The organism is Sphingobacteriales bacterium (assembly GCA_016711285.1).
Classification (GTDB): Bacteria; Bacteroidota; Bacteroidia; order Chitinophagales; family UBA2359; genus JADJTG01.
In genome coordinates this window covers 243,523-256,476 of the sequence record JADJTG010000002.1, presented here as the reverse complement: position 1 = coordinate 256,476, position 12,954 = coordinate 243,523, and the positions used below count along the sequence as shown (strand labels likewise).

The 12,954-nt window shown below is 40.5% G+C and carries 10 protein-coding genes, 2 tRNA genes and 2 pseudogenes; 9 read left to right on the top strand and 5 right to left on the bottom strand.

Annotated features, from left to right (window positions below):
* Positions 1-175: 175 nt before the first annotated feature.
* The 6 genes and pseudogenes from IPL35_01310 to IPL35_01285 all read left to right on the top strand — a co-directional run bounded on the left by IPL35_01310 (position 176) and on the right by IPL35_01285 (position 7,674).
* Complete coding sequence (locus IPL35_01310; GenBank protein ID MBK8442116.1) at positions 176-559, top strand: hypothetical protein; 384 nt, start codon at positions 176-178, stop codon at positions 557-559.
* 359 nt (positions 560-918) lie between these two features.
* Positions 919-2,553 (top strand): SulP family inorganic anion transporter, encoded by a 1,635-nt coding sequence (locus IPL35_01305; GenBank protein MBK8442115.1) that lies wholly within the window; start codon positions 919-921, stop codon positions 2,551-2,553.
* Between the two features lie 16 nt (positions 2,554-2,569).
* Entirely contained in the window at positions 2,570-3,355 is a 786-nt protein-coding gene (locus IPL35_01300; GenBank protein ID MBK8442114.1) for a DUF2490 domain-containing protein, read from the top strand.
* Between the two features lie 5 nt (positions 3,356-3,360).
* Positions 3,361-5,927 (top strand): annotated as a pseudogene (locus IPL35_01295) (DUF2309 domain-containing protein).
* A gap of 5 nt (positions 5,928-5,932) precedes the next feature.
* Positions 5,933-6,499, top strand: a complete 567-nt coding sequence (locus IPL35_01290; GenBank protein MBK8442113.1) for a hypothetical protein — start codon at positions 5,933-5,935, stop codon at positions 6,497-6,499.
* Positions 6,427-7,674 (top strand): hypothetical protein, encoded by a 1,248-nt coding sequence (locus IPL35_01285; GenBank protein ID MBK8442112.1) that lies wholly within the window; start codon positions 6,427-6,429, stop codon positions 7,672-7,674. Before IPL35_01290 ends, IPL35_01285 begins: the two co-directional genes overlap by 73 nt.
* 252 nt (positions 7,675-7,926) lie before the next feature.
* On the opposite strand, the gene cysN is transcribed toward IPL35_01285, so the two are convergent.
* The 3 genes from cysN to IPL35_01270 form a co-directional block, all read right to left on the bottom strand.
* Positions 7,927-9,213 (bottom strand): sulfate adenylyltransferase subunit CysN, encoded by a 1,287-nt coding sequence (gene cysN / locus IPL35_01280; GenBank protein ID MBK8442111.1) that lies wholly within the window; start codon positions 9,211-9,213, stop codon positions 7,927-7,929.
* A gap of 270 nt (positions 9,214-9,483) precedes the next feature.
* Entirely contained in the window at positions 9,484-9,870 is a 387-nt protein-coding gene (locus IPL35_01275) for a hypothetical protein (protein ID MBK8442110.1), read from the bottom strand.
* A complete protein-coding gene (locus IPL35_01270; GenBank protein ID MBK8442109.1) occupies positions 9,867-10,037 on the bottom strand; it encodes a hypothetical protein in 171 nt (56 codons plus the stop codon). The genes IPL35_01275 and IPL35_01270 overlap by 4 nt, the downstream gene beginning before the upstream one ends.
* A gap of 404 nt (positions 10,038-10,441) precedes the next feature.
* Between IPL35_01270 and IPL35_01265 the strand changes: the two genes are divergently transcribed.
* The 3 genes from IPL35_01265 to IPL35_01255 all read left to right on the top strand — a co-directional run bounded on the left by IPL35_01265 (position 10,442) and on the right by IPL35_01255 (position 11,542).
* A complete protein-coding gene (locus IPL35_01265; GenBank protein ID MBK8442108.1) occupies positions 10,442-11,194 on the top strand; it encodes a hypothetical protein in 753 nt (250 codons plus the stop codon).
* A gap of 120 nt (positions 11,195-11,314) precedes the next feature.
* A tRNA-Glu gene (locus IPL35_01260) sits at positions 11,315-11,389 on the top strand.
* An 81-nt stretch (positions 11,390-11,470) separates the two neighbouring features.
* A tRNA-Arg gene (locus IPL35_01255) sits at positions 11,471-11,542 on the top strand.
* A 33-nt stretch (positions 11,543-11,575) separates the two neighbouring features.
* Here IPL35_01255 and uraH read toward each other — a convergent pair.
* Positions 11,576-11,917, bottom strand: a complete 342-nt coding sequence (gene uraH, locus IPL35_01250) for a hydroxyisourate hydrolase (protein ID MBK8442107.1) — start codon at positions 11,915-11,917, stop codon at positions 11,576-11,578.
* A gap of 30 nt (positions 11,918-11,947) precedes the next feature.
* A pseudogene (uraD, locus tag IPL35_01245) lies at positions 11,948-12,427 on the bottom strand (2-oxo-4-hydroxy-4-carboxy-5-ureidoimidazoline decarboxylase).
* Between the last annotated feature and the right edge of the window lie 527 nt (positions 12,428-12,954).

The window sequence follows — 12,954 nt, the reverse complement described above, 5'->3', positions numbered from 1 at the left end:
TATCGTTAAATAGGTTATTTATAATAAAATTGATGCTTATTTTTTGATTGGATATAAAAAAATGTCGGGAGTATTAAAATATCAATACCTTTGCGACCGATTTACTGATAAAAAAGTTTTTTTTATTTATATCTAAAAATATCGCGCTTTAATCTGATTACACCGTATGCGGGTTTTGTGGTATATTATATTATTGTTGTTGCAACTGCAATCCGGTTTGATATTTTCCTTTTCAGAAAAGTCAGAGCAGGATTTGTGTGGGGTTCTATCCAATCAGACGCAGCTTTCGGATAGTTCGGAAGAGCAATACCGCGATTTAGTTTCGTTTTTTACTTTTGTTCAAACTACGGACGAGGAAGAAAATGAAGACGATGATAAGGAACAGCATCTTACCTGTGGCAATAATTTGCCACTGTCGGCAGCAGTAATTGATGCTTATCCGTGGTCTTTTGCCAAATGGCAGACTGCCATTTGCTGCTGTATTTTTCCGCCTGATTTTTGCACGGCATTTCTTCTCAATACGCCCATTTATATTTGGTTGCGTAATTTTCGCTTGTGAGGTTTTTTGAGCAGGCTGTTTTTCTTTTATTTTTATGGTAATTTTTTTGTGGCTATTGCATACAATAGCACTTGTATAAAGTTGTGCTATGCCTTTTGCGGAGCATAGCTTCAGGTAGAAAAAATATCAATACCTTAAAGAAAAAAAATAGCCCTTTCTCTCTCTTCTTTTTATTGGCAAATGTATAAGTTGCAGCACCTTTTTGCGAGCAAAAGGGGGCAATTCAGTCGCAATGCTTTGTATTTGCTTTTTTATCTCTTTTTATTTTCAAAAACTTTTTTCAAAGCGTGTGCAATGCTGTTGGACAAAAACGCATGATTCGCTTTCGTGCATTGCGCAATTTTTTTAGTGATTTTTTTATGGCTAATCCTTCTTTAAATAATATATCTTCTGCCAATACTACGCCTAAAATTTTGCCAAAAGATGGCTTGGCGGGCTTGCAGGAAAATTTTTCTACCGATATAGTATCGGGTTTTATTGTGTTTTTATTGGCATTGCCACTGAGTTTGGGTATTGCCAAAGCATCTGATTTTCCGCCTTTGATGGGCTTGGTATCAGCCATTATCGGGGGTATTTTGGTGAGTTTTCTGGCGGGTTCGCGCTTGACCATCAAAGGACCTGCCGCCGGTTTGATTGTAATTGTGGTGGGTGCAGTGAGCGACTTCGGCGGCGGCGAAACTGGCTGGCATTTAGCATTGGGAGCGATGGTTGTAGCGGGCATTATTCAAATTTTATTCGGTGTATTCAAATTTGGAAAATTGGTGGATTTCTTTCCACTTTCTGCCGTACATGGTATGTTGGCGGCTATCGGTATGATTATCATTTTGAAACAAATACCGGTACTTTTAGATGTAGATCCGGCAATGGCAAAAGGTAAAGACCCTTTTGAATTGCTGGCTTCGCTGCCCGAATTTTTTAGTCACTTAGACCCCAAAGCCACCGCTATCGGTGTAGTGAGTTTTTTGGTGATGATGTTTTGGAACGATGTGGCGAAGGGCTTTCTGAAAAAAATTCCCGCTCCTCTCATTGTACTGCTCATCGCCATTCCCGCCGAATTAGCGATGGATTTTCAGCATACCGAGCCGTCTTATGCGTTGGTACATATTGGCAATTTGCTCGAAAATATCAAAATCAATGTGGATTTTTCGGGTATGCAACAAATGGGACTGTTTATTAAATATGTGGTGATGTTTGCTTTGGTGGGTTCTTTGGAGTCTTTGCTCACAGTGAAGGCGATAGATATGATGGATCCTTACAAACGCAAATCCAACGCCAACAAAGACCTCATCGCCATTGGTATCGGCAATACTTTGTCTGCCGTTTTGGGCGGTTTACCTATGATTTCGGAAGTAGCGCGTAGTTCAGCCAATGTAAACAACGGTGCAAAAACACGCTGGGCAAATTTCTTTCACGGCTTTTTTATTTTGGTTTTTGTATTGTTGGCAGCACCGCTTATTGAGTTAATTCCGAACACGGCATTGGCGGCTATGCTTATCAGCGTGGGTATCAAATTGGCGCACCCCAAAGAGTTTATTCATATTTTTGAAATAGGAAAAGAGCAACTTGCTATCTTTTTGGTAACTATTTTCTTTACACTCTATGAAGATTTATTGGTAGGTATAGCGGCAGGTATTTTGCTAGAAATCATCATTCATGTTGCCAATGGAGCACCTTTATCCAATTTATTCAAAGTACCCGCTACGGTATCTTTCAACGATGGTACTTATTTGGTAGAAGTAGATAAATGCGCTATTTTCTCCAATTATCTCGGACTGAAATCAAAATTAGAAGCCATACCTTCCGGTCAGCATATCGTTCTCAATTTCAACAACACCTGCTTAGTGGATCATTCGGTGATGGAGAGTATTCACCATTTTGAACATAACTATCAGGAACATGGCGGCATTTTTGAAATAGTGGGTTTAGAAGAACACGAACCACTTTCCAAACACAAACGTTCGGCACGCAAAAAGAAATTAGTTGTAACCCAATAAAAATATATAAAAAAACATGAAAAAATATATAATAACGGGGTGTCTGATGATAATGTTATTGCTACCTTTGGTGATGAAAGCACAAGCTTCGCCTTTGCACCAGTATTCCGACAACGTGAATGCTTGGCTGATGTATTTCGGCGACCATAAAGTATCGGACAAATGGGGCGTACACATAGAGGCACAATGGCGCAGAAACGACGTGCTTGAATATTGGCAACAATTGTTGTTGCGCACGGGTATCAATTATCATATCAACCCTTCCGTATTTGCTACTGTGGGCTATAGCTATGTAAACACCTATCCTTATGGCGATTTTCCGGTGAAATCAACTTTTCCCGAACATCGGATATGGGAGCAACTTCAGATAAAAACACCACTCAACCGCATAGAGTGGGTGAGTCGTTTTCGTTTGGAGCAACGTTTTTTACATTTGCCCTATCTTAATACATCTACCAATATCTACGAGCCAAATAAAGATGCCACTTACATCAATCGCTTTCGTTTATTCAACCGTTTTTCCTTGCCTTTTAAAGGAAAAACTATCAGCGATAAAAATTTTTATGCTACTGTATATGACGAAATCCTGATTAGTTTCGGTAAAAATGTAGCAGCAAATATGTTTGACCAAAACCGCCTATATGGAGCAATCGGTTACAAAATTCCGAAAATAGGCAAGTTAGAAGTCGGTTATTTGTTACAAACAATTCTGAAAAGCGATGGCATCAAAATGGAAAGAAACCATACGCTTCAGGTGGGTTTATTCTCTAATGTAGATTTTTATAAAAAGAAAAATAATTAAATTGCATGAAACACGAAATGCAAGGGGGAGAAATTTTTGATTTGGAGCAGGTACTGCACGAATTGAAACATTATCTCCCCAGCCAAATGACCCTAAAAGATTTTATTCACCACAATTCGCTGCACGCTTTTCAGCAGAAAAAATTTTATGAAGGCATTTTTCGCTCTTCTAAATTATTCGGCTACAAAGTGACACTGCAATTAGATGATTTTCGCCAGTTGTTCAAATTAGGCAGAATCAAAGAAGGAGTAATTGACCGTATTATTATTGAACGAAAAGGCAGCGAAAACCTGGAACTATGGGCAGAGCGCGTATTGATAAAAAAATATGACGAAAACATAAAACCACGCATCGGATTGCTGCGAAGTAATTGGAAAAAATATTATAAAATTGACTTGGATACTTTGGTTCACTCCCTATTATACAGAATTTTGTGTGGATATTTAGACCAAGGAATTGCACTTTGGGATTTTCCGGTGGAGAAACAGGGATTTTTGGAAAGTGTTTGTTTTATGGAACAACAAAGTGTGAGCAGTTTTTTTAAATGTAAAAAAGTAAGGAATATGTTGCAAGAAAGGTCTTTGGGTATCAAAGACCTCTTGCAGCGTATTGTTGGCGATGAGCGGTATTATGAGCAGTATTTGTTTGATATGGCGTTTAGTCATCGCGGGTGGAGTGGTATGGTGGCAGTAGTGGAAGATAATGACAACGCTCTCCTTATCAAAAAGCCCATTTCTTTGAGCGATTTGATTCATTTTGAATTGTTGTTGGAAATAGACCGTTTGACGATGATATTGGGCGAAAACTGGCAGCCACTCGCTACCAAAGTGCAAGAGCCACCGGTGGATATTTTTGCGCCTACGCCACTCACCGAATTAGACGAAGTGTTTAAAATATGGCAAGATGCTTTTGAGTGGAGCTATTATGATGAAGTAATTCAGGGCATTAAAACCAATATCAACACACCCAAAAACATACCGCCACCCCGTTTTCAAGCCATTTTTTGCATTGATGAGCGCGAGTGTTCCATTCGTCGCCATTTGGAGTATGTAGCCCCGACTGCGAAACGTTGGGCGCACCCGGATTTTTCGGTGTTGAGTTTTATTTCAGACCGCAGGGCGCAAAATTTATGGATAAATTGTGTCCGGCTCCCGTAACTCCGCGCTATCTTATCAAAGAATACGATGTGTCCGCTCACCGCCACAACGATATAATGTTGTCGAGCAGCAGCCACCATTTTCTAAAAAGCTCTTTGGCTACGCTGTCGTTGGGGGTTTTATCTTTGTGGAAATTGTTTCAAGGTACTTTTTTTCCTAAAATGAGTCCTTCTATTTCCGATGCTTTCGCACACATGCACCCACACGGAAAACTTACCGTAGAGAATAAAAGCCTTGATGATGTGGAAGAGGGTTTGCAGGTGGGTTTTACCATCGCTGAAATGGCTGAACGTGTAGAGAACTTTTTGCGTGGCATCGGTTTGATAGGGGCGTTTTCCGAACTAATTTATATGGTATCGCACGGCAGCAGCAGTGCCAATAATCCGCACCACGGCGCACACGACTGTGGGGCGTGTAGCGGTCGTCCGGGCTGTGTCAATGCCCGTGTATTTGCAATCATGGCAAACCACCAGAAAGTGCGTGCCGTATTGCGCGAAAAAGGTATTGATATCCCCGACTCCACCCGCTTTATCAGCTCTATGCACGATACATCGAGCGATTTAATAGCCTACTATGATGACGATATGCTCAGTGCCGCACAAGCCTCCCTGCATCGCGAAGCAAAGGCGGCTTTTGAAGCAGCTTTGGATCTGAACGCCAAAGAACGGTCGCGCCGTTTTGCCTCCATTGATACCAACCAATCCATCAAGGCGGTGCGAAAAGCCATACAAGACCGTTCAGTATCGCTTTTTGAGCCGCGCCCCGAATTAGGACACGGTACCAATACGCTGGCTATCATCGGCAGACGCAGTGTTACGCGGGGTTTGTTTTTAGACCGCCGTGCTTTTTTAAATTCCTACGATTATCGTACCGATCTGGAAGGCAAATATTTGCGCAATGTGATGGCACCTATCGGTGTGGTATGCGGAGGCATCAATCTGGAGTATTATTTTTCGAGAGTGGATAATTTGAAATTGGGCTGCGGAACTAAACTGCCGCACAATGTGATGGGCTTGGTGGGTGTAGCCAACAGCAGCGATGGCGACTTGCGCCCGGGCTTGCCCTGGCAAACGGTAGAACCCCACGATCCTGTGCGCTTGTTGGTGATAGTGGAACATTTTCCGGAGGTGGTATTGCAGGTCATTAAAAGCTCAGATGCCATGTATGAATGGTACAAAAACGAATGGGTACATATTGCAGCCCTGCACCCCGAAACGCAAGAGTTTTTCTATTTTAAAAACGAATATTTTATGCACTATCACGCCGAAGCCGCAGACCTGAAAGCGGTGGAAAATGTGCATCATTTCTTCGAAAAAGCTCCGGCGATGCTCACCAATCATATTGCACACGCCACTTTTGAAAATCTTCCTATTTACCAAATTGATAGTAATATATCCACTACTACAGCACCATGAACTTAATGTTGTCATTGTTTTTAATACTGCCTTTTATGGGCTTTTTGGGCAGTTTATTATTCAAAAATCATCAGGAAAGAGCTATTGCGGGCATTGCCATTGCTATCAGCGGCGCACAGATGCTGCTGGCACTTGTTTATGCCTTTTACTGGTTAGTGCAGGGGATTCCGTTTTACGAGCAGCATTTATTGACCATTTACCAAAATCAGGATTTTAAATTTGGGTTAGATGTTTTTTATGATAAAACAACGGCAGTTTATACCATCGTGGCTGCTGTTATTATATTTATCATCAGTGTATTCAGCAAAACCTACATGCACCGCGAAAGCGGATTTAAGCGTTTTTACAACCATGCTTTGTTGTTCAATATCGGTTTGCATACGCTTTTGCTGGCGGGTAATTTTGAATTTCTGTTTTTGGGTTGGGAAATAATGGGTATCAGTTCTTTTTTATTAATCGCTTTTTACCGCGACCGTTATTTACCGATCACGCTTTTATTTTGGAGGCAGTGGCAGATTATCCCACGCGCACACTCATGGTGGGCTTGCTGTTTTTGGTGGCTGCCTCCGTGAAGTCGGCGCAATTGCCTTTTTCGGCGTGGCTGCCTCGTGCTATGGAGGGTCCCACGGTGTCCAGTGCACTTTTCTACGGTTCTTTGTCGGTGCATATCGGCGTATATTTGCTGTTGCGCGTTTATCCGGTGTGGGAACCTGTGATGTTAGTAAAAGTATTGGTGATTATCATCGGATTGAGCACGGCGATAGTAGGCTCTATGATAAGTCAGGTGCAGGCTACCGCCAAAACACAAATAGCCTACTCCTCATTGGCACAAATCGGGCTGATATTTGTAGAAATTGCTTTGGGTTGGCATTATTTGGCATTGTTGCATTTTGCGGCAAATGCTTTTTTGCGCACCTATCAGTTGTTAGTATCTCCTTCTGTGATGAGCTATTTGATACACGAACAATTTTACAGCTATAATCCCAATAAAGCGCAGCTTTTTTCTTTTTTACCCAAAAAACTGTACTACTCTTTGTATATGTTATCGGTAAAAGAATACAATTTAGATACTTTGTGGTATCAATATATGTGGTTGCCGTTTAAAAAAGCGGGAAGATCGCTACATCCTTTGCGTAGCACCTTTGCCGAAATTATTTTTATTGTATTAATGGTGTTGGGTGTGGTGTTTTATCTGCTATATCCTACCGATGCAGCGTATCAATACACCTTTATTGCGGCAATTTATGGAGCTATCTCCTTGATTTTGGTGCTGATAGCCGCTACTGAGCGTTTTTCGGCTATTCGCGCCTGGATATATGTGGCGATGAATCAGGTGTTTTTTATGCTGTCTATTGTGCAGCAGCACCGTTTTCATTTCACAGATATCGTTTTTTATTTAAGCGGAACGGTCGGTGCTTTTGCGGGTGGGCTTTTGGCGTTGAACTGGGTAAAAACCAAAGAAAATACCATACGCCTCAACGAATTTAACGGACATATTTATGAGCATCCGAATTATGCTTTGTTGTTTTTGGTGAGTGCGCTTACCATTGTCGGTTTTCCTATTTCACCCACTTTTCTGGGTTTCGACATTTTGTTTTCTGAGATAGAGTTCAGCCATCGGTTGTTGTTGGTACTTAACTGTCTCACCTTCGTAATACTTAAGATAGCGGTATTGCGTATTTATGCGCGAGTATTTTTAGGGCAACACGTCAAAACCTATCACGAAGTTGCTTTCAGAAGTTCTTAGAAGATTTTTTATGTTATTGTGCGTTGTTTTTATTGTAAGTTGTTTTTAAGTGAAAAGTGCTGCTTTCGGGCAGCACTTTTTCTTTTTTTTTAGAAAAAATATTTTTTTATACACTGCCCTTGTTTAAATTTATAGAGCTTAGGCAAAAAAACGACCATTTAAAAAAAACAAAACCACATCAGGTTTTTTCAAAAAAACCTGATGTGGTGCGTGAAAATTTTATAAAAATCTATCTAAAAAAATAAAAACGCTTTATTTGATTAAGCCCGCACCTACGGTTTCAAAAGTGCCTTCGTCTATGATAATAAAACTGCCAGTGTAGCGATTGCGGTTGTAGGAGTCGTAAAACAAAGGATTCATGGTACGCAGCGAAATGCGTCCGATGTCGTTTAAGCCGATGATTTTATCATCTTCTATGCGGCTCAAATGGTTGATGTCCATTTTGTATTTAATATCTTTTATCACACAGCGCGTTTCTTTGCTGGTATGTCTTAATATGTATTTTCCGTTGATTTGCAGAGGCTTATCGCTCATCCAGCATATCATGGCTTCTATGTCTTGCCCTTGATGCGGCACATTGCTGGCACGCACAATCATATCGCCGCGACTGATGTCTATTTCATTTTCCAGCGTAATGCTCACCGACATAGGTGCAAAGGCTTCTTGCAGGCTGCCGTCGAGGGTGTCGATGCTTTTGATGCGGCTCGTAAAGCCCGAAGGCAAAGTCATTACTTCGTCGCCTACGCGCAGCGTGCCGCCTTCCATGCGTCCGGCGTAGCCGCGATAATCGTGAAATTCGGTGCGTTGCGGGCGCAGCACATATTGTACCGGAAAACGCGCATCAATGCGGTTGAGGTCGCCCGAAATATGAATAGTTTCGAGCAAATATAAGAGCGTAGGACCTTGATACCAGTTCATGCGTTCCGAACGATTTACTACATTATCGCCCAACAAGGCACTAATAGGCAGGTAGTGAATATCCACAATGCGCAATTTTGACGAAAAATCTTCAAAATCGGTTCTGATGCTGTCATACACTTCCTGACTGTAATCCACCAAATCCATTTTATTGATGCACAATGCCACATGCGGAATGCCCAACAACGAAGCAATAAAAGCGTGGCGTTTGGTTTGTTCAATAATGCCTTTGCGGGCATCTACCAAAATAATCGCTAAGTTGGCAGTAGATGCACCCGTCACCATATTGCGGGTATATTGAATATGTCCGGGTGTGTCGGCGATAATGAATTTGCGGCGTGGCGTGGCAAAATAGCGGTAAGCCACATCAATAGTGATGCCTTGCTCGCGCTCGGCTTTCAGTCCATCGGTGAGCAATGCCAAATTTACATATTCTTCGCCGCGGCGTTCGCTGGCACTTTTAATGGCATCGTATTGGTCTTCAAAAATGGATTTGGTATCGTAAAGCAAACGCCCGATAAGGGTGCTTTTGCCATCGTCCACACTGCCGGCAGAAGTAAAGCGCAGCAGTTCCATATTCATATAAGTATTTTGGCTGTCGGTGAGGGTTGTTTGCGGCATAATAAAATGCAATAATTGCTAAAAAATAAAATAAAAACGACAAAAACTGTGATTTTCAGGCTGCAAAGATGCAACAATTATGGCTTTTATGGAAAAATAAGTGTGGGTGATTTTTATTTCAATGATTAAAAAAGAAATAAATTGTTGAAAATCAATGTTTTATTTTACTTAAACTGTCAAAATAGAAAGGTCTATTGTTTGCACAAAAAAAAGCCCTGCCGATTGGCAGGGCTTTTATAATTAACTATTTATAGCGGACAACACGCTATATTAATCTTTTTTAGCTCCGTCTTTTTTGCAGCAGCCTTTTTTTGCGCCGCCATTGCACGCCGGACCCGCAGGCAATACAGAAGCATCTTGGCTTTTAGCCTCTTTTACTACTTCTTCACCATTTTGCAAAGCCGAAAATTCGGTAGTTTCGGTACTCATTACTTTGCCGGTTTTGCCGCAAGTTTGGGTAGTTATTACTTTGCCGCTGTGTGGGCAAGCCGATACAGTAGTAATATCACCTGTGCCGGCATCTACTTTTTTTGCTGTAATCATTCCTTCATCATCTACAGCAGTTACAAAACCTTTCTTTTGGAGATTTTCTGCTGCTGTGCTGCTACAATATTGCTTGCTGCCACTGTCTGCATTGAGTACGTTTTTACCCATCATTGCAGAATTTTTGGAGCAAGAAGAAGCATCAGCTCCTTTTTTAGAGCAACAAGCCGCTGCCGCGCCAAGTCTTTTTTAGAGCAAGAACTTGCATCGCCTTTTTTAGAACAACAAGCCTTTCCGCTTTGAGCCATCGCCGCTACACTGAACATAACAGTAGCAAGCATCAAGAAAAATAATTTTTTCATTTACTGAATAAAATTTAGAAGTTATTTAAAAATAATAATTTAATCTTTTTAATTACAACACAAAATTACACCACAATATTGAGAATTTGAGTAATAATTAACAACTATTAACGCTTTTTGTTGAAAAACTCATTGGATAAACAGTATTTAACGCTAAATAAACTTTAAACATATTTTTATTATCTTTGCATCTATTAAAAAAATTATACTACTACTCTTTATTATCTTTTATGAACTTACATTTTTCTTTTTTACGCATTTTTTTGTTATTTGCCTTTTTTGTTGTGTATAACATTCACCTGCAAGCACAGGAAGAAGAAAAAGGTATTTATTATTATGACGTGATTTTTTTGAGTAGCGGCGGTTTTCTGAAAGGAGAAATTTTGATTTTTCAGGAAACAGACGGAGATATTACTTTTAAAGATACCAATGGGAATACATATTCTTTCTCACGCAAGGACTACAAATATTTTAAAGAGAAAGAGCGTTTTTATATCAGTGAGAAAAAGAAAAAAAAGGATACACTTTCCATAAAACAACGCAAAATAAATCAGTTTGAGTTTTCTTGCGGGCTGCGACCGTATCAACATTTTTTTGAAACAATAGAGATTCCGTTGGATGCTGTTTATATTAGTAGGAAAAAGGCAACTTATGAGTTTGACCTTCCTTTGTCGGTACATTTTGAGTTTGGTAAATATTTTAACAGGAGGCATTATTTGGGTTTAAGCGCAGATTATGGAATTCTTACTTCAGAGATTGTAACTAATTATTTGTCGTATGGGGTAAAATATAAATATCAGTACGATGCCTATAAACATAATACTTTAACCTATTTGTTTGCACAGTTGAGCAATTCTCGGTTGGAGGGTTTTTTCTCTTCTTATAAGAAAGATGTTTTCAATAATATCTATATTGCATCTAGAAGTACTAAAATGACGATGGAGTACCCTGAAATTTCTTTGGGGCACGGATTTATGCTTATGTTGAAAAACAAAAGAGCCGTGGGTATTGAGCTTTCGATGTTTAGAGCACTTAAGCAAATAGAACCTGTTTATGAACTAGCTCCTCCGTCTGATTTTCCTATTTTACGCAAGCAAATTTTCGGAGTATCCGGCAGTTTAATATTCAATTTGTAATTTGTTTTTCGCAACATCTGAATTTTTTATAAAAAATATTTGCCAAAATTTGCACAAATCAAAAACCTCCGTATCTTTGCAACGCTTTTCAGAAAAAGCACCCCATCACGACCATACAATGGCCCGTTCGTCTAGGGGTTAGGACATCTCCCTTTCACGGAGGAAACAGGGGTTCGATTCCCCTACGGGCTACCAACAATACACAAAAATTCCCCGATATTGCTTCAGCATTCGGGGAATTTGTTTTAAAAACACCGCTTTGGTGTGGGTGGGCAAGGCTCCGTAGTTTAATGGATAGAACGAGGGTTTCCGGTACCCTTGGTGGGGGTTCGATTCCCTCCGGAGCTACTCCTTTTCTTTATATCACTTCTTTTTTTTGTATCAACTGCCGCGATAGGTGCTGTATCCGAAAGGATTGAGCAGCAAAGGGACATGATAATGCTCGTGGTCGGCGATATGAAATATAATTTCTACGCGCGGATAAAAATTGGGAGTGCCACTTTGAGCAAAATAAGTAGCTGTATCAAAAATCATCTTATAATCGCCTGCTGCCAAAAACATAGAAGGCGGCAGCAAATCGGGTATTCTGCCATCGTGATTGGTGCAGCCTTGTGCTAGAGTGCGCCACTGCCGCTTGCTCAGGCAGCCTTGCAGTTGTATGTGCAGATGCGGGGCGGGTTTTCCGATCGCGGTATCTAAAACGTGGGTGGTAAGTTGGCTCACTTTCAAAAAACTCCAGTCGGCGGCGGTCAAGAGTTTTTTCAGGCGTATGACGGTAATTTTGTGCTGCTCGTTGGCGGCAATGTGTATTTCGTTGTCGGGGCTGTTGTGGAGGCGGGCTTCCAAAAGACGGAGCATTTCGTCTGCACTTTTGCCGGTGGCACATACAATAAATATATAGCCAAATTTTTGTTCGTACAATTGATTGGCAGTTGCCAGCTTTTCCAAAACACTCACATCGGCAGCAGCTACCGCCGCTTGTTCTTTGCCCGCAAATTTTTGTTTCAAACTATTGAGGTCGCCGATTTTCGGGTGATGACCAAAGGCTTCCGTATAGTCGTGTTCCGCGCATTGCCCGTACCAAATGTCGGTGGCGTGCTGGAGCAGTCGGGCTTCATCGGCGAAAGGGAAATGCGCCATAAGTTGTTGTACCCAGTGAGCCGAGCCGCAACATTGCCGCAGCAGGTCGGCAGCTTCGGAAGGTGCTAAATTGTTGAATTGCTGCAAATTCATATAAAAAATTGAATATTTTAGAGAAAAAATTGATATAAAAACGTAAAGTGAAACATCTTTAAGCGTATTTCGGCAAAAAGCAAAACTGTAATTATCGTTTTGCATTAATTATGAACTTAAATTCAAAGTGAACATTATTTTATTCCATTTTGATTGATAAAATCGCACAATTTATTAGTTATAAAATATTGATTTTTAATTATTTGTAATGAAAAAATAATACAAAAATATCGCCATAAAAGGAATAATAAAAATTGTGTCCGTTCAGGTGTATTTTATTTGTATTCCGAAAATATTTGTTTTTCAGAGATTTTAAAAAAAACAAACAAACGCCATCGACACGAAATTTTTATAGCAGCAAAAACGACCTTCAAAAATCTGGACTTCTTCTGGGTACAAGATTTGGTTCAATGTTCATATCGTTTCAAAAAAAAGAGGTTGGCGGCGGCGGGTTTCATTTTTCTGCAAATATATCAGTCCTTCTGGGCTTTTTCAATGTTCGATTTTGTACGAATGTAACATAAGTA

Excerpts from the sequence above, each read along its gene's own strand:
- IPL35_01305 (MBK8442115.1), top strand. The coding sequence starts at position 919 with ATGGCTAATCCTTCTTTAAATAATATATCTTCTGCCAATACTACGCCT.
- IPL35_01300 (MBK8442114.1), top strand. The coding sequence starts at position 2,570 with ATGAAAAAATATATAATAACGGGGTGTCTGATGATAATGTTATTGCTA.
- IPL35_01290 (MBK8442113.1), top strand. The coding sequence starts at position 5,933 with ATGTTGTCATTGTTTTTAATACTGCCTTTTATGGGCTTTTTGGGCAGT.
- cysN (MBK8442111.1), bottom strand. The coding sequence starts at position 9,213 with ATGCCGCAAACAACCCTCACCGACAGCCAAAATACTTATATGAATATG.
- IPL35_01275 (MBK8442110.1), bottom strand. The coding sequence starts at position 9,870 with ATGATGGGTAAAAACGTACTCAATGCAGACAGTGGCAGCAAGCAATAT.
- IPL35_01270 (MBK8442109.1), bottom strand. The coding sequence starts at position 10,037 with ATGCTTGCTACTGTTATGTTCAGTGTAGCGGCGATGGCTCAAAGCGGA.